This window comes from Flavobacterium sp. N502540 (genome assembly GCF_025947365.1).
Lineage (GTDB): Bacteria > Bacteroidota > Bacteroidia > Flavobacteriales > Flavobacteriaceae > Flavobacterium.
In genome coordinates this window covers 2,772,440-2,799,305 of sequence record NZ_CP110012.1, presented here as the reverse complement: position 1 = coordinate 2,799,305, position 26,866 = coordinate 2,772,440, and the positions used below count along the sequence as shown (strand labels likewise).

General features: G+C 38.0%; 19 protein-coding genes. 16 read left to right on the top strand and 3 right to left on the bottom strand.

Going from position 1 to position 26,866, the window contains the following annotated elements:
• Positions 1-34: 34 nt before the first annotated feature.
• On the bottom strand, positions 35-403 hold the full coding sequence (locus OLM58_RS12040; protein ID WP_264529098.1) for a winged helix-turn-helix transcriptional regulator: 369 nt from the start codon (positions 401-403) through the stop codon (positions 35-37).
• A gap of 285 nt (positions 404-688) precedes the next feature.
• Here OLM58_RS12040 and OLM58_RS12035 point away from each other — a divergent pair, with 285 nt between their 5' ends.
• Both OLM58_RS12035 and OLM58_RS12030 read left to right on the top strand, forming a co-directional pair.
• Entirely contained in the window at positions 689-1,138 is a 450-nt protein-coding gene (locus OLM58_RS12035; protein ID WP_264529097.1) for a hypothetical protein, read from the top strand.
• A 161-nt stretch (positions 1,139-1,299) separates the two neighbouring features.
• Complete coding sequence (locus OLM58_RS12030; RefSeq protein ID WP_264529096.1) at positions 1,300-2,856, top strand: S41 family peptidase; 1,557 nt, start codon at positions 1,300-1,302, stop codon at positions 2,854-2,856.
• A gap of 331 nt (positions 2,857-3,187) precedes the next feature.
• On the opposite strand, the gene OLM58_RS12025 is transcribed toward OLM58_RS12030, so the two are convergent.
• Together OLM58_RS12025 and OLM58_RS12020 are read right to left on the bottom strand one after the other, a co-directional pair.
• A complete protein-coding gene (locus OLM58_RS12025) occupies positions 3,188-5,182 on the bottom strand; it encodes a hypothetical protein (RefSeq protein ID WP_264529095.1) in 1,995 nt (664 codons plus the stop codon).
• Positions 5,183-5,225: 43 nt separating this feature from the next.
• Positions 5,226-6,944: an alpha-keto acid decarboxylase family protein gene (locus OLM58_RS12020; protein ID WP_264529094.1), complete on the bottom strand. Its 1,719-nt coding sequence runs from the start codon at positions 6,942-6,944 to the stop codon at positions 5,226-5,228.
• A 746-nt stretch (positions 6,945-7,690) separates the two neighbouring features.
• Here OLM58_RS12020 and OLM58_RS12015 point away from each other — a divergent pair.
• From OLM58_RS12015 to OLM58_RS11950, 14 genes are all read left to right on the top strand, one after another.
• The gene (locus OLM58_RS12015) at positions 7,691-8,293 is read left to right on the top strand and encodes a DUF4255 domain-containing protein (RefSeq protein WP_264529093.1); all 603 of its coding nucleotides are present in this window, start codon (positions 7,691-7,693) and stop codon (positions 8,291-8,293) included.
• A complete protein-coding gene (locus tag OLM58_RS12010; RefSeq protein WP_264529092.1) occupies positions 8,290-9,132 on the top strand; it encodes a hypothetical protein in 843 nt (280 codons plus the stop codon). The genes OLM58_RS12015 and OLM58_RS12010 overlap by 4 nt, the downstream gene beginning before the upstream one ends.
• A gap of 19 nt (positions 9,133-9,151) precedes the next feature.
• A complete protein-coding gene (locus tag OLM58_RS12005; RefSeq protein ID WP_264529091.1) occupies positions 9,152-11,248 on the top strand; it encodes a phage tail sheath C-terminal domain-containing protein in 2,097 nt (698 codons plus the stop codon).
• Positions 11,249-11,278: 30 nt separating this feature from the next.
• Positions 11,279-11,707, top strand: coding sequence for a phage tail protein (locus OLM58_RS12000; protein WP_017497868.1), 429 nt, complete (start codon positions 11,279-11,281; stop codon positions 11,705-11,707).
• Between the two features lie 2 nt (positions 11,708-11,709).
• Complete coding sequence (locus tag OLM58_RS11995) at positions 11,710-12,156, top strand: phage tail protein (RefSeq protein ID WP_017497867.1); 447 nt, start codon at positions 11,710-11,712, stop codon at positions 12,154-12,156.
• A 2-nt stretch (positions 12,157-12,158) separates the two neighbouring features.
• Positions 12,159-12,317, top strand: a complete 159-nt coding sequence (locus tag OLM58_RS11990; RefSeq protein WP_165607941.1) for a DUF5908 family protein — start codon at positions 12,159-12,161, stop codon at positions 12,315-12,317.
• Positions 12,318-12,319: 2 nt separating this feature from the next.
• Positions 12,320-13,003: a CIS tube protein gene (locus OLM58_RS11985; protein WP_264529090.1), complete on the top strand. Its 684-nt coding sequence runs from the start codon at positions 12,320-12,322 to the stop codon at positions 13,001-13,003.
• A complete protein-coding gene (vgrG, locus tag OLM58_RS11980) occupies positions 13,003-14,748 on the top strand; it encodes a type VI secretion system tip protein VgrG (protein WP_264529089.1) in 1,746 nt (581 codons plus the stop codon). The genes OLM58_RS11985 and vgrG overlap by 1 nt, the downstream gene beginning before the upstream one ends.
• Positions 14,749-14,752: 4 nt before the next feature.
• Positions 14,753-15,043, top strand: coding sequence for a PAAR domain-containing protein (locus OLM58_RS11975; protein WP_264529088.1), 291 nt, complete (start codon positions 14,753-14,755; stop codon positions 15,041-15,043).
• 2 nt (positions 15,044-15,045) lie between these two features.
• A complete protein-coding gene (locus tag OLM58_RS11970) occupies positions 15,046-15,456 on the top strand; it encodes a GPW/gp25 family protein (protein ID WP_264529087.1) in 411 nt (136 codons plus the stop codon).
• Positions 15,457-15,570: 114 nt separating this feature from the next.
• A complete protein-coding gene (locus tag OLM58_RS11965) occupies positions 15,571-18,909 on the top strand; it encodes a baseplate J/gp47 family protein (protein WP_264529086.1) in 3,339 nt (1,112 codons plus the stop codon).
• The gene (locus OLM58_RS11960; protein ID WP_264529085.1) at positions 18,897-21,599 is read left to right on the top strand and encodes a hypothetical protein; all 2,703 of its coding nucleotides are present in this window, start codon (positions 18,897-18,899) and stop codon (positions 21,597-21,599) included. The genes OLM58_RS11965 and OLM58_RS11960 overlap by 13 nt, the downstream gene beginning before the upstream one ends.
• Before the next feature lie 12 nt (positions 21,600-21,611).
• Complete coding sequence (locus OLM58_RS11955) at positions 21,612-25,070, top strand: PKD domain-containing protein (RefSeq protein ID WP_264529084.1); 3,459 nt, start codon at positions 21,612-21,614, stop codon at positions 25,068-25,070.
• Positions 25,071-26,861, top strand: a complete 1,791-nt coding sequence (locus tag OLM58_RS11950) for a contractile injection system tape measure protein (RefSeq protein ID WP_264529083.1) — start codon at positions 25,071-25,073, stop codon at positions 26,859-26,861.
• Positions 26,862-26,866 lie beyond the last annotated feature (5 nt).

The following is a 26,866-nucleotide window of genomic DNA, read 5'->3' as shown; positions in this document are numbered from 1 at the left end:
AATACGGCATACTTATTCCCTACAACTGTGCTATTTATTTATTAGCTGTTTCTTTTTTTAACTCAAGAAGTTTTTGGAAATGCTCGCGATATTTATTTCCCCATTCTTCCATTGCGAGGGTTATTGGAAGCAAACAGGTTCCAAATTTTGTAAGGGAGTATTCGACCTTAAGCGGTAAAACTGGGTATATTTTTTTCTCTATAATACCATGTTCCTGAAGTTCATTTAATTGAATATTGAGCGCACGTCTTGATGCCGCCGGCATGGCTCGTTGCAGGTCACTTGGTCTAATAACACCTTCATGAATAAGATTGATCAAAGTAGGTTTCCATTTCCCGCCAATAATTTCGCTTGTAATCTCTAAACCACAGGAGTACTCTTTTTCTATTTTTCTCTCATACATAAATCAATAATTATTTAGTTTTCAGTTCACCTGAGTGTTCTTTAAAAAATTCAAACGCATTATTCTGATATTTACAATGGCAACATTGTGTCTTTCACAAAAGCAAGAAGTCTGTAAATAACTATTGCAAAGATAATTATTACCGCCCAAAACAAACGCATCCCCTAAGTTTGAGAAAAACATCTTATTTGAAAGGAATTTCTGTGATATATTACTATATTCGAAAAATAAAAATTAAAGATTTTTTTAAAGACTGACACCGGTAAAATCATCAAATTTTACATTATGAAAATTAAAACCTTAAATGTTACCTTTATGGTAATCGCATATTTAATTTCTATCCCACTTCAAGCATTTTTCTGGGCAATTATAGGAGTTAAAACACACTATCTTCTCCTCTTGTTTTCTCATTTTATTTTCTTCATTTTTTTAATATACCTATTCACCGGTACATTAATTATCGATTGCAACAGCGACAAAGACACACTTACATTAGAGTGGGATAAAAAACCAATCTATACTAAAATTGAAAATCAGGTCATTTTTTTATCCGAGATTAAAAGTTGGAAGTTTTTCAATGGTCGCGGAGCCGACAGGTTAAAACTATACTTTAACAACGATGAGTTCTTAAAAATAGATTTTAACAATTTGACGGACTTTGGACAAAACTCTAAAAAAGTAGACCAAGTACTCTTTTTTCTAAGTAGTAAAAACAATAAACAACGACTGTCTTAAATACACCGGTTTAATTGCAAAATGTTGTTTTGAATAGTATCCTCTAATACTAGCTTCATAACATCATAAACTGTTAATCGTCTAAAAATAACAGAAGTATTCATTACACCTCTATTAATACCCTGTAATTCTGTTTTTATCAACCATAACCAACCTAATTTATGAATAACAAAACCCTGTCATCGATCTTTACGTTCTTATTCCTGATTCTTTTTTCTGCTACAGTTCAGGCGCAAAGCCTTCAGAAAACTATGAAGGATAGTTTAGCGTTTTACAATAAAATGCTTTCGAAAAAAGAGTTACAGGAGGATCTTAAAATACTTCGGACAATAAATGATAAAGCAAATTCGGGTTTGTACCAATATCATTCTAAAAAACAGGTAGACAGTATTTACAACAGTGCTTTTAAGAGCATTCAAAAACCGATGAGGGTTATCGACTTTTACAAAATAATGCTTCGTCTGTCCGATTATGAAGGAAGTTTACACAATTACACCATTCCTGATACCGGTTTAATCAATTTTCTGAACAGACAAAAGTCCTTTTTCCCTTTTCCTCTGGTGTATATTAACGGACAAATTATTTTTGACGGTCAATCATCGGATATACCTCCCGGCTCAAGAATAAAAAGTATAAACGGTATAAATGATGCACAATTAATGCGCTCTTTCTACAAATATTATACAACAGATGGTCATCATGTTACCCAAAAATTATCGGCCAGTGTCAATAAATCGTTTGGATTAAACTACCTGCTCGAATATGGTCTTTGTGATGAATTTATTGTAGAATACAGCGTACCAAAATCGGAGGCTCTTCAAAAAACAGTGCTTCGTGCAGTAACGCTGAAGGAAAGAACAGCCAACCTTAAAAACAGATTTAGTGCTCCGGTTACTGATTTACTGGATTATAAAAAACAGTCTCCGTATAGCTTTCGTATGATTAACTCTGCTACTGGTTTGTTGAATCTAAGATTTTTTGGTATGGCCTATGGATCAGACGATCCTAAGTTTAAACCGTATGTTCGTTTTTTGGATAGCATTTTTACCCAACTGGACAAAAACAAGGTTGCTAATCTGATCATTGATGTTAGAAATAATCCGGGAGGAAGTGATCCTAACTTCGAACAGCCTGTAATGTACCTTACCGATAAACCCTTCAAGGAAAATGAAAAGGCTGTCATCCTATTCGATCCTAGTGTTTTACCTCTCGAAAAGTATTTCTGGGGTACTTCGACTTCAGAACGAATGGATAGTACTGCTCTAAAAGCGGGAAAAGAATACCTGAAATCACTGTATCCGGTATTCAAAAACAACATCAGTATTCAGGATCAGAAATACAATCCGGTTTATCATCCTAAATCGCCGCTCTTTAAAGGTAAACTTTATCTTTTGATTAATGAAAATGTGGCATCGGCTGCTTCCCATTTTGCTTCTTTGGTAAAAGCGTATGTAAATAATGTTACCATAGTAGGCGTGGAAACCGTTGGAGGCTATTATGTTCACAACGGACATTCACCATTGGTTTACGAACTTCCGAACTCAAAAGTAAAAACACAATTTTCAATTGTAAATGTTGTACAGGATGCTCCTAAAAAAGCGAACCAGCCTGAAGGTCATGGTATTATGCCGGACTATGAAGTATGGCCTACTTTAGACGACTTTTTTCAGCAAAAGGACACTCAAATGGAATTTGTTCTTAAGTTGATTGCAAAATAAATAGAAGCTTGATATCGTACGCAGATGAGACGGATTCACTAGGGCCAAAACGCGGATTAATACAGATTTTTTTTATTTTTAGTAGATAAGCATATCGTTTTTTCAATAGCAATACTCATTGTTAAAAGTGCTGATTTATTCGAATAAGTAAACAGGCGATTGTATTGGAGTTCGCCACTCCAATACAATCGCCTGTTTTGTTGTTTATCTTAATTGTACCCTCTTTAACACATTGATTGGCAGATTTTTTATGCAGCCTTCCGGTTACGATTCCTGCCTACTTTGCGTAAACCTTTGCGATCTTAGCGGTTAAAAAACAGCACAAAAACTATTATTCCGGACTAATGAACGGATAATATTTTTCGTCTATAATAGGTTCGATTCCAAAGAAATCATTCAAAACCGATTCGGCTGTACAGAAGGCGCCTTCTACCCAGGCCTGATCGTTTGAATAGGTTTCACCAACAATAAAAATATCGCAGTCTGCTTTTGGAACGAGTTGTGAAGGTTTTCTAATTTTTCGTTGTACATCACCCAGATTATAGTGGGATTTATAGGCATGATATCCTGCATTAAAAGGAGGCAATGACCAGTCCATATATCTCGTTTCTAAAGGTTCTGGTACGGCCGAATAATCAGTTTGTGGTCCGAAATGTAATGCTGCCAGTTGCGAGCGAAGCATTTTGACCATCACCGGAGTGGCTAAACGAGGCCCTTCGAGCGTCTGGCAATCTCTGGACTCCGGAATTTCACGTGTTCCATGAGGGCCAAGTTCTAAAGCTTTCCAAAATGTGGTATACTGGATATCGTCATAACTGGCCAAAATACCATACACTTTTTCCCCTTTCTGATTAAGGGCGTTATCACCAAAATATACCACTTGTCGGATTGGCATATCGGTAATACTTGGACCAATGGTATCTAATTCGGCTATAGCTGAGATTTGCTTTTCTTCTTTAAAAGTCAGACGTTCCTGAATCGCATTTTCTACCGCAGCTATAAAACTGGCCTTATCGTTAAACGATGTAGCGATAATAACCGGATTTTTTGCTGATTCTATTGCTTTCAGATAATTAGAAGGAAATTTTTCTTTTTTCAGTTTAGCAATTCCTTCCTGCGTTAAAAAGTAACTGGTTAGTTTGGCAGGATAAGTTGGACCTCCGGCTTCGGTTGTTCTCCACCATGGTGTAGTGAAAAACATCCCAATTTTATAGGAAGGTTCCATAATTACAGATTCCAGATAGAGCTGTACTTCTTCGTGGTTTAATATGTCCTGCCCCTCATCATCTGTATAACGTGTTGCCTGAGCTACCAGTTCAATAGATGCGCGAGGCATAGCCAAAAATGCAGCATCACATATTTTACTTTCGTCAAGTTTATCCGGAGTTTCGCGTTTTGCAGTAGTAAAACGAATCCCTGCCTTAGTATGCAGAATCGAACGCAATCGGGTATCCGGAAAATAATTCAGCGTAATTCCTTTTTGCTTGGCCAGTTTTTCAACTTCATCGAATAAGGCAACAAATAAGCTGGAGTATCCTTTTACCAGCGTTTTATATTCTGTTCCCGGCGTAAACTCGTCGTTAACATTAAACGACTGGGCACTATGACTGTTTACTACATTGGAGCTATAGCCGTTACCATCTGCCAGATAACCAAATCCTTCTTGTCCAAGTCTGTCATAGGCAAGATTCCAATATCCAATATCCTTTAGTAGGTCTCCTCTTTGAAAGATGGAACTGTCCGGCATGTCAATATTGATTTTTCCTTCTTCATAAAACTTACACCACTCTCTACGGGTAACAGGACCTGATGTGGCTGTGATTGCTACAGATTGTATGGTGGTGAATCCATCATCCGGCGGAGCATCTTCGCCATAATTATTAGTAAAATAAGGAGCCGGCTGATTCGAATTAACATCTGAGACATACATGTTCTTGGTACGCAAAGACATTAAAGGATCCGCAGATTCGTTAAATTCAACTGAATCTTTCTTCAAATCAAGTTTCTCTATCGTTTTTGTGACTACACGATGTCCTGCTCCTTGTGGAGTGCCGTCCCAATATGAATATCGCATACCACCCAATTCCAGATACGAATTGTCTTTGTTGTCTTTATAATGCCACGTACAAACGCGTGCTCCCGCTTCTCTGGTTCCTTGATTTTTTTTAGAAAAATCATATTTCCCCCAGTCGTAGAGTTCTAATACATCACCTTTAACCAGCATTTTTTCATTTTTGTCGCGTTTGGATTTTCCATCAAGTAGTCTCCACGCGGTATAGAGTCCGGCTGCACCGGCTCCAAAAATAGAGTATGTTTTCTTGCTCATGATTTTATGTTTTTACTTTTTTTATTGCTTTTTAGTAGTTGTTTTACTCATTTCCCAGTCTTTCCATCTGCTGTGCCAGATCTTTTTGAGGGATTACAATTTCTACCAAAGTGGGCAGATCTGTTTTTTCTTTTAGTTTAAGAAGTACTTCGTCTAATTCTTTAACGGTTTCAGCACGGTAGCTCTTTGCTCCGAATGCTTTGGCAAGTGCCTGATAATCCCATTTTGGCAGAATATCAAATTCATCAAACTTATGAGACGGACCTGCTTTAAACGAGTCCATGTCTACATATACCTGTTCTATGGCATATACCCCATTGCTCATCACAAACATTACAGAGTTGATGTTGTATTTTACCAGGGTCGAAAGTGATTGTGCCACCATCATAAAACCACCGTCACCCGCAATAGTCCAGGCTTGTTTACCACTTCCTAACTGAGCTCCGGAAGTAGCACCGGTTTCAAAACCGATACACTGCCAGGCAGCGGAAGAAATAAAGGCATTCTTCGCTAATCCGTACATATTGGTGGCTACGTACATGGACGAACTGACTCCAAAAGTGAACACGATATCGTCCAGCATTTTTTGTTTTTCCAGAAAATAAGTGGCTCTCTCAAAAAAGCGGTTAAAGGTTATTATTTCGGGAAATTTATCATATTTCGGATCGGAGTTGGATCGCCATGGCTCGGGAAATTTCGGCTGAGCGGGAGCTACTGCTTTTAAGGGATATCCTGCAGCTTTTTTGAAACGTTCGATCAGGGCTTCGATGAAATCTTTTAAGGTTACATTTTCATAAGTAAAATAACCTACACGCATTTCCTGCGTGGTTGCCTGAATCATAGCTGAAAATTTATTTTCTACCAGCCATAAATAATCATCGGTAATAATCGTTCCTAAAGATAAAATACAGTCTGAAGCTTCCACTATTTTAATCACTTCGGGTATCGAAGCCTGGTCAGAATAAGTTCCTATAAACTTATCTCCTTTCTCATCAAGAACTGTTTTTCCGAGTGACGTTGTAGTGTACAACATTCCACTTACTTTAATAAGCTCTTCTAACTGCTTTGATAAATTGTGTCGTAAAAGCTCTACTCCTGCAAAAATCAACGGTTTTTTTGACTGACTGATTTGTGTCCAGGCTTGCGAAACTGCATTCTCCAATTCCGCTGCTTCGCTTTTTATGATCTGAGGTTCTAATTTTTTATTGGAAGGTTTAGGGCAAGGTTCCCCCCACACCTCTTTGTAACAGGCTATATAAACCGGACGCTGATGTGTTAGTGCTGCAATAATTAAGTTATCAATTTTTTCGGGAGCATCTACAGAACTGCTTAGGGTTTCGGCCGCAACGGTTACTCTTTCAAAAATTTCCTGATCTGCATTGAGATTGCCTATAGAATGGTGATAAAGTACATTGTACATATTTCCAATTTGCCTTGCGTCAGCTCCTGGTGTAGCACTAATTACAACCACAGGACTGCGTTCTACATAAGCTCCGGCAATAGCATTCAATGCGCTGTAAGTACTTACACCATATTGCAAAGATACCGCTCCTAAACCTCGGGTACGGGCATAGGCGTCTGCTGCATACGAAGCATCTAATTCATTTGATGTTCCAATGGTTTTAATTCCGTTAAAGTCTTCGAGAGCTTGTGTAAAATGTTTTACATAATCGCCCGGGATCTGAAAGACCTCGGTAACATTTAATTGTTTGAGTCGGGTGAGCAGATAATCTGCAACTGTAAATTCTTTTGTAGGTTTCATTGTTTGGTGGTTCTAAATTAGGAGTCTTGTTTGTTTTGGACAGCAGATCTCTTCAGCAAGTATTCTTTTAAAGTAATCTTCTGATTTGTATTTCATTATAAAATTACCAGTCTGCCAAAACACAAATTAAAAAAAAGACATGAGTGCCGAATTTTTATCCATGAGAAACCCAAATAACAGCATGAGATCAGTTTTCACATTTAAAACAAAGGTTGGTCTCTTTATCATGGTCCTTTTCTTTTTTTAAGGCCAAAAATGACTCCACAATTGACAAACAAAAACATACTAATCTGTATAACAATTAAATAGACCTAAAAAAACAACCATTTTACGCTTTTCCGTATTAGAATTTTGATGTTATGCGGAAATTCTGACGTTATTTTTTTCTAAAAATAAAAACTAAAAATACCAATTAACACTTAAGTAACTGAAAATTAATAATTTACAAACTTGAAGATTATTTAAAAAAGGGTATTTTTACGCTGTCCTGATATCCCTAAGTTTTTCTAATTTAGATATTCTATAAGCCCAAGTTTTTATTACAAATCCAAATTTAAGCCTGGAAATACTTCTTTTTATTTTTGAATCTGCGCCTTAGAGCTACTTCTTTTTAGCCTATTTACATCGTATTGCTACAAGCAGAATATCACAAAAACAAGCCTAAAATACACCCACTGCTTTAAAAAAGGCAGAGATTTGAATTGCCTTTTCTTAAAGAATATCAGAATATTAAAACTTTTCATCAGATGATTTTTGAAGTTATTCAGATAATTACAGAACAAGTCAACAACTACCTCGATGAAATTGGGTTAGAAAAAACTGTTGTGCCTGAAAACATTGCTTTTCTGGAGTCGCAAAATGAAACGGTATCCGGAAATCTGGAAGATAAGGTAGCACTTACTCTTATCAATCTGGATGAAGAGGCGACTTTGAAAAACTTTCCCAATCACATTGTTCAGGGCAATAAAACGATCTATAAAAACAGTGTCATCAACTTAAATCTGTACCTGCTCTTTAGCGCCAACAGAACCATATACATCAACTCTTTAAATGATATTTCGAAAATCATTACTTTTTTTCAGGGGAAAAAACTTTTTACGCAATCTGATACTATTTACGACCGAAATAATGTGGCCATGGCCAATATCGACAACTTCAGATTTACCATTGAGCTTTACACGCCCACTTTTGAAGAATTGAACTATATCTGGGGAACTCTGGGTGGTAAACAGCTTCCATCGGCTTTGTACAAGGTGAGCATGATACAAATTGAACGCAATATTGCTCAAAGCGAAGGACCACTTATCAGCAGAATTAAAGGTATAACGAAAACAAGAAAACAATCATGAGTTACAGTATCACATACGGATTGTTATTGGAGGTAACCATTTTGCATAATTATTTCCTGAATAATGGCGAAGAAACCTTTGCAAGTATGTCGAATGACGATAAAGAAAAGATGCTGCAAAAGTTCAATACTGATGTTTTCACCACGATCACACCAACTCTGGAGACCCGCACAATACTCCAAAACTATAAAATGGTGTTCAAAGAAAGTAAAACAGGTTTCAGGATTTACATTAAAGTCAAAGAAGATGACGAAACAGATCCGTTTATCAAAGTTCCTGCCGATTTGAACCTGAACTTTCTAATCACTATCCATGACTATCAATTTGAAAATTATACCAATTTAGAATTTACGCCTAACCGGGTCTTTCTGTTCAGTAATGTGAAACCTCCTAAAGAACCGGTTACCTTCAAATACCTGCCTAAAATTAATGACAACAAGTTAATATCAAGTGCATATTTAGTATCTGAAGAAACCACAACTGATCTAATTTCAACACTACATTCGTCAGAAACACAAGACATCTTTGGGATTATTTCACTGACGCTGCAAGGCGATAATAGTCCTGAAAACAGTATAGACGATGATGGTAAAATAAACAGTCCAAACTTCAAAATTCATTTTGACAATCGAAAAACGCTTTGGAAATACATCAACCGGAAAGCTGCCACCGAAATTGAAACCAATACAACAAAACCCTTAACACGTTCCGGCTTTGTTGAAATTGACCCGCTAACCGATTTTGATGTACCGCAGCCGGTGAGCAGCAGCTATCCTAATCCATCTGTAAAAGCAATAACAAGAGACAATGGTGATTACTATTCTGAAATATTTATTTAATAATTAAAAACAATTAATCATGGCAACAACTTACAAAACACCCGGGGTATATGTTGAGGAAATCGTAAAATTCCCTCCTTCTGTTGCCCAGGTAGAAACAGCAATTCCGGCTTTTATTGGCTATACTGAAAAAGCTACAAACAAGATTAATGGAGATTTGAAATTAAAGCCAACCCGAATAACCTCTCTCTTAGAGTACGAACGTTTTTTCGGCTTCGCAAAACCGGAAACAACCATTAGTGTTACCATCAATGATGTTTCTACTGATAATGGTGACGTTAGATCTATTATTGTAGATCAGCCTACTTCAAAGCAGCCCTTTTTGATGTATTATTCGCTGCAATTGTTTTTTGCAAATGGCGGTGGTCCATGCTACATTGTTTCAGTAGGCCGTTATGGCAATGATTTAGATGACGCAGATTCTGCTGTTACTGCGATCAACAACAGTAATGCACTAAAAAGCGGATTAGCAGAAATAGAAAAAGTAGATGAACCGACTTTGTTATTGTTTCCGGACGCCACAAAAGTATCAGGAATCACGATTACGGATTACTATGGATTGTACAACGATGCGCTGACCCAATGCCAAAATCTTCAGGACAGATTTACGCTGATCGATACACTGAATTATGATGGATCAAGCCCTACAGATACAAATATAGACGATTTAAGAAATAAAGTGAGTTCTGAAAAAGATACTATTAAATACGGAGCCGCTTATTATCCACATTTAGAAACCATACTTGATTATGCTTTTGATGCGAGTAAAATTGTCTTAAAACACTATTCTTATACGGCAAAAGCTTATGATCAAATTGCGGTGGGATTAGTACCTATTGAAGACCCTGCAACCGGAATAGCTGCTACGGTAACCAAATTGGTAAACGAACCAGTAGCTGGCGATATTGCCGGACAGATTAGTGATCTGTTGTTACAGATGTATAGTAATAATGCCACTGGTTTTGATTTAGGCGGAACCTTTGCAAGCAGCCCTGCCAAAAAAACGGCTTTCTTAAATAAACTGAACCCTTTACTGACTACTTTGGAAACTTTGTCCATATTAAAGAGTTCGTTAAACGACGAAGCCAATGCTGCCATCAGTACCATCTCAGACGAAGATCCGGGAATTGCAAACACAATCACCTCCACTCTGAATACTTTCAATTTAATATTTACGGCTCCGGGTAAAATCGATGCTGTCTATAAAAATTTAAAAGCGTTAAAGAAAAAAATACAGGATGAAAACACAGATCCTAAACTGAAAAAAATTCTACTAACCGACACTTTAAATTTTGACACAGAAATAAAAAAACTGGTAACTTATACTCCCCTGAATGCTCAAACAGGAATTACCGGACTGGTGAATAATTTTTCAGGTATCGCCGCTGCCCTTACCGCGCTTTTAAATGCTATTAAATCGGTTAGCGGAAAAGATTTAAATAATGGAGAATTAAACGGAAGAAAATTAAGTGCTCTGGAAGCAGTTGACAATGCTACTTACAATAAAATCCTTACCGAAATTTACAACCTTCCTATAACACTTCCGCCGAGCTCTGCTATTGCAGGAATCTACGCCAGAGTTGACAAAGACAGAGGGGTTTGGAAAGCGCCTGCAAATGTAAGTCTGAACTATGTCATAAAACCTACCGTAAAAATTACCAACAACATTCAGGACGGTTTAAATGTTGATACAGTTGCCGGTAAATCGATCAATGCCATCAGAAGTTTCACCGGTAAAGGAACTTTGGTTTGGGGCTCCCGAACATTAGCCGGAAACGATAACGAATGGCGCTATGTACCAGTGAGACGTTTCTTTAATATGGCCGAAGAATCCATCAAAAAAGCGACTGAACAATTTGTATTTGAACCTAACGATGCCAACACCTGGATACGTGTGCGAGCCATGATAGAAAATTTCCTGATTCTGCAATGGAGAGCCGGAGCATTGGCAGGAGCTAAACCCGAACAGGCTTTTTATGTCAGAATCGGATTGGGGCAAACCATGTCGGCTATAGACATTCTCGAAGGCCGCTTAATTGTCGAAATTGGAATGGCAGTAGTTCGTCCGGCGGAATTTATCATACTTCGCTTCTCTCACAAAATGCAGGAATCTTAACTAAAACACTAACATTAAAAAATACAGATCATGAGCTATCCGCTATCAAAGTTTCATTTCTCAGTTGACTGGGGTGGAACAAAAATAGGTTTTACAGAAGTTTCGGGATTGGATGTCGAAACTGAGGTTATTGAATACCGTCACGGAGCAAGTCCTGAATACAGCAAGATCAAAATGCCGGGCATGCAAAAATTCTCTAACATCACACTGAAAAGAGGAACTTTTAAAAGTGATAATGAGTATTATGCCTGGTGGAATACGGTAAAATTAAATACCATAGAAAGAAGGGATATTACCATCAAGTTATTGGACGAAGAACACAATCCTGTGGCCATCTGGAAAGTAAAAAATGCATGGCCTACCAAAATTCAATCCACTGATTTAAAAGCTGACGGAAACGAAGTCGCTATCGAATCTATGGAATTGGTTCACGAAGGTTTATCGATCCAAAATGACTAATCATGGCTAATTATTATCCACCTGTCGGATTTCACTTTTTAGTAGAATTTCAAGGTCTTGGTACGAAAGAAAAAGACCATCAGTTCCAATCGGTTTCCGGCCTGTCTGTTGATATCGAGACAGAAGAAATTGCCGAGGGTGGAGAAAACAGATTCAAACACAAACTCCCGGTAAAGACAAAATATCCAAACCTGACTTTAAAGAGAGGAATACTGATTGATTCTGATGTTATTGACTGGTGCAGAAAAGCTATTGAAAATTTTTCTTTTGAACCTGTAAACCTGACTGTCAAACTACTCAACCAGGAGCATCAGCCTTTGGTTTCCTGGAATGTGGTTCACGCCTACCCTGTAAAATGGTCGGTTGAAGACTTTAATGCCGAAGAAAGCAAGCTCGTCGTCGAAAACATTGAGCTTACTTATAATTATTTCACCCTAATGAAAAGTTAGTTATGCCAATAGAAATAAAAGAGCTTCACATTAAAATAAATGTGAGCGAAGGATCGAAACCGGCTGCTTCTCCAAATTCTCCGAAAAGTAAAGGAGAAGAGCCCGTTGCCGAATGCGTAGACCAGGTAATGAAAATTATCGAACGTAAAAAAGAACGTTAATCATGGCTGGAGAATTAGAAAAACTGAAAATCGTAGCTTATAGTGACCCGCAGTTTAATAACAAAATTGCCGATGGTAAGTTTTCTACGCTTATGAATCCGGAGAAATATACCTATCACTATAAAATTGAGACTGATGACACTCAGGCCTCAGGAACGAGTACGGTATCTCCCAAGTTCAACAAAAAACTACCGGAGAATCTGGAACTTGATTTTGTTTTCGACCGATCGGGAGTGATCAACGGCTACAAAAGTTCGAGTAATGGTATTATAGACGACATTGAGAAGTTTAAAAAGGTCATTCTGGATTACAACGGTGACGAACACAAACCCAACTATCTCATGATTTCATGGGGAACCTTGCTTTTTAAAGGGGCTCTAACCGAAATGGATATCGAATTCAAACTCTTTAATCCGGACGGAACTCCGATCAGAGCTATTGCAAAAGCGAAATTTCAGGGTTTTGTTGAAGACAACCTCAGAGCAGCCAGAGAAAATAATAAATCGCCGGATTTAACGCATTACAGAATTGTAAAAGAAGGCGATACTTTACCCTTGATGACCTATCATATTTACGGTGATTCTAAGTATTATCTCGAAGTTGCAAAAGTCAATAACATTATCAATTTCAGAAAATTAAAAACAGGGCAAAAACTATTTTTCCCACCCTTACAAAAACAATCCTGATGAACAACAGCGGAGTCATACAAACCAGTCAAAGTGCCGATTTAGTAACGTACAAAATTTTAATTGAAGGGGAAGAATTGTCTAAAACCTATCAGGTAAAAAGTATTGTAGTGCAAAATGAGGTGAACCGGATTCCTATGGCTCAAATTGTTCTCACAGACGGAGAAGCTTCTGAAAGAGATTTTAAACTGAGTAATGAGGATTTATTGATTCCGGGGAAAAAACTTGAAATCAATGCCGGTTATCACAATGATGAGGAAGCCATTTACAAAGGAATCATTATCAAACATTCGATTAAAATAAAGAGCGGTGCTTCTTTGTTGATTATTGAATGTAAAGACGAAGCAGTAAAACTAACGATCGGCAGAAAGAGCAAGTATTTTTATGATGTAAAAGACAGTGATGCTTTTGAGGAAATTATAGGCACATACGGATTGGAAAAAGACGTTGAAGCCACTAATTTTAGTCATAAAGAACTGGTTCAGTACAATACTTCCGACTGGGATTTTATCGTTTCAAGAGCACAGGCTAACGGAAAACTCTGCTTTGTAGAAAATGGTAAAATTACCATCAGCAAACCGGATCTGAGTTCAGCATCTGTTGAAACCATTACTTTCGGAGCAACTTTGCTCGATTTTGATGCCGAAATTGATGCACGAAATCAATTTGCCAAAGTGTCTTCGTACAGCTGGGATTATACCAATCAGGAATTAGTGGAAATTGAAGCCAGTGATCCCGGTGTAAGTCTCAATGGAAATTTATCGGCTTCTGATTTGTCTGAAACTATCGAACTCGAAAATTTGGAACTGCGTCACGGTGGTACCATTACCGAAACAGAATTACAGGATTGGGCCGACGCCAAATTACTGTTTCAGCAATTATCCAAAGTTCGCGGAAAAGTAAAATTTCAAGGAATCCCTGCCGTAAAGCCCAACACCATCATTACACTGGAAGGCGTAGGCGACCGATTCAACGGAAGTGCTTACATCACGGGAGTTTTTCACGAACTAACAGAGGGAAATTGGACCATCGATGCCCAATTCGGATTAAATCCTGAGTGGTTCTCTGAAACCTATGACATTCACACGCCAACAGGTTCCGGAATCATTCCTGCCATAAAAGGGCTTCATGCCGGAATCGTAACACAACTGGAAGGCGACCCTAATGGTGAAGACCGCATTCTGGTCAAAATCCCCATCATCAACAATGAAGAACAGGGTATTTGGTGCCGTGTCGCTTCGCCCGATGCAGGAGAAAACAGAGGCATTTTTTTCAGACCTGAAATAGAAGATGAAGTAATTATTGGCTTTGTCAACGAAGACCCTAACAACGCCATTGTTTTAGGCATGCTTCACAGCAGTGGGAAGCCTGCTCCTATTACAGCTTCAGACGATAATCATCAAAAAGGAATCGTAACCCGAAGTGAAATGAAGGTCATGTTTGACGACGAGAAAAAATCGATAGGAATTGAAACTCCGGCGGGCAAGAAAATAACACTCGACGAAGACCAGGGGGTAATTGTTATTGAAGATGAAAATTCGAATGTCATTACCATAGACAGTAATGGTATAAAAATGGAAAGCGCCGGAAACATTGAGATAGTCGCATCAGGTGACGTTAAAATTGAAGGAACCAACGTATCCTTAAAAGCCAAAGCGCAGTTTAAAGCCGAAGGAAGTGCGGGGGCTGAAATGTCCTCAAGCGCAGTGGCTATTGTAAAAGGAAGTATCGTACAAATAAATTAAAATTATGGGAGCACCAGCCGCCAGAATTACAGATATGCACGTTTGCCCAATGGTTACTGCAACCGTTCCGCATGTGGGAGGGCCAATTTTACCTGCCGGTTCGCCAACCGTATTAATTGGAGGAGTTCCAGCCGCATGTGTTGGAGATATGGCTACCTGCACGGGACCTCCTGATACCATCGCCGCAGGTTCGGCAACCGTTTTAATTGGAGGAAAACCCGCAGCACGTATGGGGGATTCCACCGCACATGGAGGCACAATAGTAGCCGGATTAGCAACCGTTTTAATTGGTTAATTATGGAAACAGAACAAGCTTTTTTAGGAACCGGATGGAGTTTTCCTCCCGAATTTAAGAAAACAACCAGAGCTACTGTAATGATTTCTGATGAAGAAGACATTAAAAGCAGTCTGGAGATTCTATTGTCAACCAAAATAGGAGAACGTATTATGGTCCCTAAATACGGCTGTAATGTAGACGAACTTCTTTTTGAACCGTTAACCAGAACCTTAAAAACGTATGTGTCTGAACTCATCAGAACCGCCATTTTATACCATGAACCACGAATTGATGTGGAGAAAATCGACATCAGCCAGGGAGATGATTTAAATGGGGAATTGTTAGTGGCTTTAGATTACAGAATCAGAGCGACCAATTCCAGAACTAATGTGGTATATCCTTTCTACAAACAAGAAGGAACTAATATTTAATACCGATTGTATATTCAATATAGTCCAATTGCATTGTACTATTTTCAAATTACATCGGCATTATATCAGAAAGCATTGGACTAAAAGATAAGTAAAATTGATATAAAAAGCATTATGTGTAACAACAGCGACCATACCAACGATACCTTATTTAAAAGAAATGGCACAGATCAGGGCGACCGTGTGAATAGTATTCTCGATCCCCACAATTTGGAGCTCCATGACTTTGATAGGGAAGACTGGTTTCTTTTTACCTATAATTTTGCTAAACAGGTTAACTTTTTTGACACCACCAACAGCAAAAAAGCTTCCGGAAACTGGCAGGAAATTTTTGATCATTTTGGCTATTCGAAAAAAGACATTCCAAACAGAAAAGACAAAGATTATACGCTTCTGAAACAAAATATTTCGGAAACACTTCGGGATATTGAATTCGAAGGCACGTTAACGCCTCACATGACCCTTTTTATCTGTTTCCTGAAATTATTGGAACTGTCTAAAGAGCGCTTTAATAAAATTACCAAAAAACATCTCGATTTCTTTTATAAAGATATTTTACAAATCGAAAAACTTGCTGCAAAACCGGATCAGGTACATGTTATTTTCGAGCTGGCTAAAAAAAGTACCGAAGAACGAATCGAAGCGCAAACACAATTAGATGCCGGAAAAGATGCTTTAGGCAACAAACTTATCTATAAAACAACTGAAGAATTAGTTGCCAACAAAGCTCAAATTACGGCGCTTAAAAGTGTTTATAACGATACTACCCTAGGGGAAATAAAATGCAGTCAGGTGGCCAACTCTCTCGATGGAAAAGGAGAAAGTCTTAAAGAAGGATCAAAGTACTGGTTGCCATTTGGATATACTTCTGATGAAGAAAAATATACTGAACTGGAAGCCGCCAGACTTGGCTTTACCATCGCTTCACCCTTATTGCAATTAAAAGAAGGCGAAAGAAATATCGATATTACCATTGCCTTCAATGAGGCCTTTACTTTTGATAACGAACCATTTAAGGAACCAATTACCGTCAATGATCTTGTTGATAATATCAGCATTTTCTGCAGTGGTGAAAAAGAATGGCTTGGTCCTTTTAAACTTATAGGAACAGCTGCTACTTCCGGTATTGCGGGAAAGCAATTGCGATTGATGTTTCAAATTTCAAAAGATACCCCCTCTATTGTAAACTATAATCAAAAGAAACTAGGTGAACATTTCTCAACTACAGAACCTGTTATCCGATTCTTAATTCGTACAGAAGACAAAAAAGGGCATTATTTATTTAGAAATCTGGTTACCAAAACCATCAGCAGCATCGGTGTTAAAGTAGACGTAAAAGATGTAAAATCACTATTACTGGAAAGCGACACGGGTTTACTAAATGCCGAAAAACCTTTCTATCCTTTTACCACACAGCCTACCAGCGGCTCGTCATTTCTTATTGATTATCCGGAAATGTTTTCAAAAAAATGGAAGAATATCAACGTCTCTATAAAATGGAAAAACACGCCCAAATCTTTTAAAACGCATTATCAGGCCTACAAAAAGAAATATCAGGATACCACCATAAGTCAGACTCTTTTCTTTAACGGAATGTTTCTGGAAGAAATTATAAAAGACAAAGCTGTAAATCAGCCGGAAGATCCTCAGCCTAAAATAGATGCTGTTGCCATAAATATTCCGGAAAAAAGTAATTTGGTTCTGAACACAGTCGACACCGATCTTATTGTAGAATCAGATGCTTATTTTAAAGGTAATGTATCCCTCTTAAATAAAGAAAACTGGGAAACCAAAATTACAGACACTACTTTGTTTACGCTAAAAGACGGGGTTTATGTAACCGAATTTCCTTTAACAGGAGACGGTTACGACATTGACAAGAGCGGCCCGATCCGATTGACTCTAAACCAATCGTTGCTGCACTCTTTGTACCCAAAAATTTATACGCTTGCCATTATGAGTAAAATTGCGGATACCCTGATTCCGAATGAAGCTTATACGCCATTTGTCGAAACCATTAGTTTAGATTATACGGTGGAGGAAACTGTCAATTTTACCCATCAAACCGAAGTCGAATACCAGGCAGAACGAATCCGATTATTTCATGAAGCTCCATTTGGACAGAGCGAAGAACATTCTTATTTAAAAAATGTTGCCAGACAAAAAGGGGTTTTGGATGCTAATAGCGCGCTTACAAGCCGTCTTGTTCCTGATTATTGCAAAGGAGGCGAATTTTACATCGGTCTTGAGGAAGCCGAAACTTTACAGCAGGTTGCTTTATTGGTTCAGATACTCGAAGGAAGCGAAAATCCACAGGTGGACTCTTTCGTCGGAAGACAAAAAATAGAATGGTTTATTCTTTGTGACAATCAATGGAAAAATATCGAGAATGAAATTTTAGCCAATTCAACCGATAATTTTTTAAAGTCGGGGATTCTGAAATTTGCGATTCCAAAACAGGCTACCAAAACAAACACCTTATTTCCGGACAACCTCATCTGGGTAAGAGCAAAAATGCATAAAGCTTATGATGCTGTCTGCAAAGTAATCGATATAAAAACACAAGTGGTTACAGCCGAATTTTACAACCACAATAACGAATTGTCTCATTTAGAAAAAGGATTGCCTGCTGAAACGATTTCTAAGCTCATTACCCGCATCACACAGGTGAAAAGTGTAGCACAGCCTTTTAATTCTTTTAACGGAAAAGCACAGGAATCAGACGAGACCTATTACAAACGGGTAAGTGAACGTCTTCGTCACAAAAACAGAGCGATAACGCTATGGGATTATGAGCATCTTATTCTTCAGGAATTTCCGGAAGTTTTCAGAGTAAAATGCCTGAACCATACCAATAATGAAAAGGAATCCTTTCTTTCACCCGGAGATATTACTCTTATAGTAGTTCCGGATATCATAAACAAAAATGTATTTGATCTTTATGAGCCAAGAGTAAATACGGCTACCTTAAATAAAATTCGAAATTACATCAGCAATCTCAACAGTATGCATGTCGAAGTCGCTGTAATTAATCCGGAATACGAGAAAGTGATCATCAAACTCAATGTGCGGTTTTATGCCCAATACGATGAGAACTTCTATAAAAAACAGCTCAATGAAGATATCACCAAATTCTTGTCGCCATGGGCATTTGACACCACTCAGGACATTCTTTTCGGAATTGAATTACACCGGAGTACGATCATTGACTATATCGAAAAATTATACTATGTCGACTATTTAGCAGAGTTAGAAATGGCGAAACTCAAAGACAATACCGAATCAGAAAATCCGAACGATATTACTTATCAGGCAACACTGGATTTCTTGCCGGTACTGTCACCGTCTAACCCAAAACGCATACTGGTATCAGTAAAAAATCATATCATTTCTACAAAAATCAACAGTTGTACAACACCTAATTTCCAATCCGAAGAGTCATGTCAATACTAAATCCACATAATACAATTCCTAAAAAGGTTGCGACCGAAGATGACCTGGATTTTTTCTATCTCAGAAAAAAAGGCATTGAGTATATCGAACAGCTGGGTGGCAAATTATGGACTGATTTTAATTCGCATGATCCCGGTATCACGATGCTGGAGATGCTTTGTTATGCTATAACCGACCTCGGCATGAGAACCGATTTGCCGATCGAAAACCTCCTTGCTTCTGACGTAAAAGAAAAAGATATTCCCAACCAATTTTTTAAGGCTTCGGAAGTATTGACTACAAGTCCGGTTACCGCACTGGATTACAGAAAACTGTTTATCGATATCGACGGCGTTAAAAACTGCTGGCCGGCAAAGCACTACAAAACCGTTTACATAAATTGCAAAGACGAACAACTATCCTATAATTATCAGGATTTTAGCGAACTCCCAAGCCGCCTTAAAAAGCAATTTCAGCTCAAAGGCTTGTACGATCTTTATGTAGATTTCGAGAGTAATAAACTTTCTGACATTAACAGCGTCAAAGACCTCATCAGAAAAAAATTCCATGCCAACAGAAATCTGTGTGAAGATCTGATTAACATTATAAAAGTCGATGAATATCCTATAAAAATATGCGCCAGTATTGAGATCGATACTCAGGCCGACGAAGAAATGGTTCATGCCCTGGTGTTAACCGCATTGGATGGTTATTTATCAACCACCGTTAATTTTTATTCCGTTAAACAAATGCTTGATAAGGGGTACACTTCCTTAGAAATTTTCGACGGGCCGGTTTTGGAACATGGTTTTATTGATACCAAAGAATTAATCGAAGCCGAACTGACCAGTGAGGTGCGATTATCGGATATTATCAAACTGATTATGAATGTGCCCGGAGTACTGACCATTAAAGATATCTCTCTTGGGAATTGCGGCGATGATGAAGCGGTGGCGAATCAGTGGCTGCTTTGCCTCAAAGAATACCAAAAACCGGTAATCTGTAATAAAAGTGTTTTCAACTACAATAAAGGAGTACTGCCTCTGAACATCAATAAAACCCAGGTGGATCTTTATCTGAAGGAAATTAATGACGTAAAAGATAAAGCGACCAATTATTCCAGCCAGCACAAAGAACTGAAAATACCAAAAGGCACTTACTTAAACCCAAACAGTTATACCACCATACAGAACGATTTTCCAGATACGTACGGAATCGGAGAAGTCGGTTTACCGTCAGGAGCCACAGTAGCCCGACAATCGCAGGCCAAACAGCTTAAAGCCTATCTTTTATTCTTTGATCAGATTCTGGCCAGTTATTTTAAACATTTGGGAAAGGTTAACGAAATACTTTCGGTAAGCGGCAATCTCACTAAAACATTTTTTACTCAGGCGGTAAAAGACATTAAGGGCTTTAGCGAACTGGTAGAGGACTATCCTGAAAACAATGATGATTATCTGACCGAAATTCTTTTTAAAGAGCTGGACAATAATATTGAAAGACGAAATTCTATTCTGGACCATCTTTTAGGACGGTTCGCAGAACGTTTCTCTGAATATGTTTTCATTAACAAAAGTATCTACGGCAGTGCTACGGATGAGGTGGTACTGAAAAACAAAGAAGACTTTTTGAAAGATTATAAAATCGTAAGCAAAAACCGCGGCAGTTCTTTTAACTATTACCGACAACCCAATAGCAATCTGTGGGATACTGATAATGTCTCGGGGGTAAAAAAGAGAATTGCAAGGCTTTTGGGGATTAAAAACTACAACAGAAGACATCTTTCGGATTCATTTGTTGATCTCTATCATTTTATTGATTCCGACAATCAGCTGGTATACCGATGGAGAATCAGGGATGATAAAAACAAAATCGTGCTCTCTGCCACAACAGAGTATTACGACACCTCTATTGCCAATCGGGAAATGTATTTTGCTATTTTACAAATCATTCAAACCCGCGAATACAATGTCGAAGAGGCTTTTAAAAAAGGAATCACAGATCCGCAGGTCATCGATAACATTCAGATACACCGGTCTCCTTCCGGAAAGTATTCGTATGACATCATTAATCCGTTGATTGAAGACGTACACCATAAGGACAGAATCATTGCCAAACGATATACGTATTACAGTTCTTTGGCTAAAGTGAAGCAGTCTATTCTCGACTTGATACATTTTATGAAAGAAGTGTTTACAGAGGAAGGTTTGTTTATTGTAGAACACATGATGCTTCGCCCGGATGTGAATCAAACTATTGTAAATCCGGCAACATTTTTACCGGTCTGCACCGATGAGTGCAAGAGCTGTGAGCCTCTCGACCCTTACTCCTATCGCGTAAGTATTATTCTGCCTGGATATACTTTACGTTTTGCCAACATCGATTTCAGAAATTATATCGAAAAAGTAATTAAGGAAGAATTACCGGCGCATGTGCTGGCAAAAATCTGCTGGATCGGACATCGGAAAAATGAAATTCAAAATCCGGCAGAAAACGAACTTTTGCGGTTTGAGAACTCTTACAAGGATTATTTATTTGCCAAAACTCTATTGAATCAGGATCAGCCGGAGACAGAACTCATAAAGCTTATCACCTCTCTATCGAACCTCAGCAATTTATATCCTACAGGAAGATTATTTGACTGCAACGACGAAAACGAAAATCAATTCGAGAAAATAATACTGGGAAAAACAAATTTAGGATCACTATAAATACCATTCAAAATGTTAGTAAAACTTTCAACCATAACAACGCTGTACCGAAGATTCACTAAAAATCAGGTACTAACAGAAGGACATCTTAACGAGATTGTAGATTATTTTGATGATCAGGATCGTATTTCCAGAATTGGTCTTAGTGGTGTCGGCATCATTTGCGGATTTAAGGTTTCATACAGCCCCGTTTCAAAAGACATTACCATAACACAAGGCAGCGGTATCACAACCGACGGTGACCTTATACAGTTGTACAAGTCTACTCCAAACGGCGGAAAAATTATTGATTTTGAAAGTAAACAATACACGCATTATAAAGTATACGACAACAAAAAAGCGGCTTATAAACCTTATTTTTACGATGGTTCAAAACAGCTTGAGATCTTCGAACTTTTAACTGCCGAACAGCAGCTTACCGAAAGTGCCAATACTTATCCGATACATTATCTTAAAAAAAATACCGGATTAGAGGTAACCGATGCTGTCGTTCTTTTGTATATCGAATCTTATGAAAAAGATTCCGATCTCTGTGTCAGTCTCTCCTGCGACAATCAGGGACTGGAAATCATCGGCAATCATAAAGCCTTATTGGTAAGCAAAACCGTTGCAGCGCAGATAAACACTCATGATAAGATTATTAGCAAAATCAAATTCTCTAACCTGTATTACAAACTTCCGGAACTGGTTTCTAACCGCATTGTATTACAGCCCGAAGATTTTAGCAGTTATTATGAAATCAAGAGAAAATTCACCAATGGTCTGTTCCGAAACAATGTAGTGGCCAGATTGCAAGACGCTTTTGAGATCCTATTGACCCCATTAAAAATGCCAACGATACTGGATTCTATAAAAAAGAATCTGGCCGCTCTGTACAGTTTTGACGAAAAAAATGTCCCTCCTGATTTTCAGTATCGATACGATCTGCTCAATGATTTAATTGATACTTACAATGAGATCAGACTTTTATTATCAAATATGGACTATGATTTTTGCTTTCCCGACATCAAATCATTTCCCAAACACTTAATGCTGGGAGAAGTGCAAAAAAGCGGTCCTTGTTTTGAATACCGACATTCTTTTTACAAATCACCGCTGCTCACAGGACAAAACCTTAGTACCTGTAACGATTGTCTGCCTTTTGACACGCTTAACGAACCCGGGAAGAAAGACACCATTAACGAATTTATTGTCGATTTAGAAGGTAAAGAAATTACAATCTGTTATGGGAAAAATACAGATTTACAGCAATTGTACAGTCTGATAAAACGCTGCGTACAATTATTAGCGAATTACAATGTAAACTATACTTATATCAAAATCACTCCCAGTTTTGAATTGGGTTCACTTGGTAAAAAAGCAATTCCATTTTACAATAACGTGGGCGATCATCTTATTGAACTTTGGGATTACGAAAAAACCACTATCGGACAGCAGCGCAATAACAGAAGTTATCACGATAACTTATTGAATACAAAATGGCCTAACGAAATGGTCTCAGATCACAACTTCTACAGAATCGAAGGCCATCAGGGTACAGACTACAAAAAAGCACTAAAAACGATTCAGGCCATCAGACGTCAGTATGGTTTAGGATTCAATGTTGTTGTACTTGGAGTAAAAGCCTCTGAAGCCAAAAAAATAGTTGAAAATTATACCTCTTACTATCTGAACAAAAATCACGGATACGAACACAAATCCGGTGTAGCACCCGGCGGCACATTTGTCATGATTTATATTGAAGGTGAGTACAGTCAATATCCTTATTATTACGGTTATGGTTATCCGTACGAATATCCGCGTGGAAATTCTCTCGCAGGTGATTTTGAAAAAGAAGGCGATAAAAAAGAACCCGGAGAATCTATTGTGATAAATCCGGTAATAGCCGATTTTACCTTGCCGTATTTATGCTGCGATGATAATTTCATCACGTTGTCCTTACCTGTAAACCATATCTGCTTTGATGAAACAACGCCTTACTTCCCCTTTCACGTAACACCAACCGGAGGCTTTGTAAAAGCCGATGTAGACGAAGATTTGAATGGCGGAGTCACCAAAAATCAGTATGGAGAATTTGTTTTTGATCCAAAATTGGTCAGTGAAGAACTCATCGGAAAACCGATAACTTTTACAGTGAATAATTTTGAAACCAACTGTCAAATAACCATTTTCAGAAAACCAAAATTTGATTTCACTTTTGTCTTCCCGAAATCACTTAATAAAGATGGAGTTGTGGTTGATTTTAGTATTAGCGGTGAGAATCAGAAAGACATGAAATATGCTTGGGATTTTGGAGATGGCAGTGAGCCTGTTGCCACTACAGAAACAAAAATTCAGCATATTTATGCCTATGAAGTACCCGCTAAAGAAAGCTATAGCTTTCAGGTAAAAGTTACAGGTGAAAACGGAAACTGTAATGCTCAGGCACAGCATCCAGTGACTTTTGAAGTGCCTGTAGTCGTAGGTATCGACACCAGAAATATCTGCAGAAACGACCTTAAACCGCATGTTTTAACTATTGAACCAAATAGCAAAAAAACGGTTTTATCTGGTCCCGGAGTTTCCCAAAATGATGCAGGTCAATACATTTTTATCGGCAATAATGTTCCTAAAGATGTAGATCAGGTGGTTGTACTAATAAACGGTAAACCTTCGAACCTCACCATTATAATGCAGAATCCGCCTGTAGCTTTGTTTAGCTATGCAATCAGAAATAATCAGATTGCCTTTAGCAACAAATCTACGGATGCTTTAAAATACATCTGGAACATCGAAGAAGAGGTAATCGAAACCGATGCTACAGAAGCCATCATACGACCAACTTCGCTGTACAAAAACGACGTGATCAAAGTGTCGCTTTCTGCACTCAACAAAAGATGCGGCGAATCTGTCGACGGACCAAGAGATATCCGAATTCGTGAAAAACCGACTGAAAACCCCTGTCTGACTAATGCAGTAGAATTCGTCAAAAAAACGAACCTGACTTTTGAAAAAATCAACCAACAGCCTGAATTACAAAAATTCAGTAAAGAAACTCTTTCGCTGATTACTGAAATTCAGAAACAATTTGCAAGTGTTGAAAAAGAAACCAGTGCTTATATCAATGGTGATTTTAATACTGCATTAATCGAGATGTTTACAGACAGCATTTACAGTAATTTATTACTGGGTTCAAAAAATGCAAGAATGGAAGAGGAAAAAACGGTACTGAGTTTCCTTACCGAAAGTCATATCTCGCTTTTCTATACCATCATAAAATGTCAGCCCGCAGAACTCATAAACAAATTCGAAAAACCATTTACAACCATTACGGCACGTATAGACAGCTTGTTACAAGGTTTTGTAAAAAATCAGTATAAGACCGATCCTAAAGGAACCTTAAAAGCTTTCTTAACCGATCAGAAGATTCCGTTTAAGGACATCAAATTTATTCTGGAAGCCATCGAATCACAACTAAAAAGTTTAAACTAAGTGCAGCACCTTGGGAGCCATATCATCAACAAGCTGTTTCTGGAGGTCAATACCCAATCTAAAGAGAAGGCGTATTACCTCAAAGATCATCTCGATACGTTTCTAAAAGAAGAACTCCTTCCTCTTTTAGAAACCTATTTTGATACGCTCCATACCCAAATACCACTGTACAGTATTCAGATCGAAAAATTAGACCTGAACCTTTCTGTCGCTCCTGAACTTAATTTTAATGCCCTAAAGCTGGAAATTTTAAATCAGATTCAAAAACAGATTGACGATCAGATTCAAAAAGGTTTTCCCGATACGGAGCGTTACAAATTAATGAACCGCGAAGAAAAAAATAGTGATGAATTCTTCGTTTTTCTGGAAACGGGAACCAGTCCCTGGTGGGTGATTACCAGTGACAATAAATATGGTAAGAGCAATGTTAATGGTAATACTCCCCTTGGTCCGGAAGAGGACCCTCAATTACAAAAAAATATTGGAGACAAAACTTTCGGTTCAAAATTGCGAAATGCATTGAAAAACTCCCAAATCAGAACCCGTTTCATCAAACAATTATCAGACGCACAGATTTATGATATCCTTAAAAAAACACTTCTTTTAGCCGCCGATGATAAAGAAACAGCTACCAAAATAATTGAGAAGATCCATCGCAATATGCGCAAACTTGTTTCGAAATCGAAACAGGGCTTACATCAGCGCAATTTAATTTGGGAGATCGTCTTTTCGCAATTATTACAGCATGATGAGGCTCTGATAAAAGAAAAATTAGTGCAGTTAATTGCTTCTTTTGTTTCTATAACTCAGGAAAACCTGAAAATCATTTTGGAACAAATCAGGCAAAATGTATCCGATAAATCAGTCCTCTTGATACTAAGCAATCTTACTCCCGAAATAGCGGCTATAAAAACTCTTTCTGAACAAATCGCTTCCGACGTTCTTCCGGAAAGCGATAAAGAAGAATTCTTAAAATTAAAATTTTCAGAAACTGACAGATCTCCTGAAGTTGCTAACGAACCTCAGCCTGATACTAAAATGGAAGCTCGAGATCTAGAATCTGGAAATAAGGAAGAGAAAAAAAATCATACCGTTGGTGATCCTGATAAAAAGAAGAAAACCGAAGAAAATCGGAATCTTTCTTCAAAATCCCCGGAAACCGATGCTAAAGAAACGGCAGAGATCAATGCTCTTTTGAATCGTAACAAGGAAATCGAAGGTAAAAATGAAGAAACCAAAGATCTGGAAGACTGGCATTCGGCATTATTCCCTGCTGACGGAGCAACTTCGGATGTTCCTTCTTCACACTATGTAAACAATGCGGGACTAATACTGGTGCATCCTTTTTTGAAACATCTTTTTAGAAATTGCGGTTTACTCCGTAAAGACCATACGATAAACGATCCTGAAACTGCCGCCCATCTGCTACATTATATCGCGACAGAGCGGGAGCAGGATTACGAATCTCAAATGCTGTTCGAAAAAGTGTTGTGCAACATCCCCATAAACCGACCTATAAACCGAAACATTATACTCTCGGAAGAGTTAAAAGATCAAGGCAAAGAAATGCTGCAAGCCGTTTTAGACAACTGGCCGATTATGAAAAACTCTTCTATAGCCCTATTACAAAATGAGTATTTACAAAGACCCGGCAAAATAATTCTTAACGAAGACAATCCCAAAGTCATTGTCGAAAGAAAAACACAGGACATCCTATTAGATAAAATTAACTGGAATCTGGGAATTGTAAAACTCGCATGGAAAGACAAGATCATTTTTGTGGACTGGTAATACGA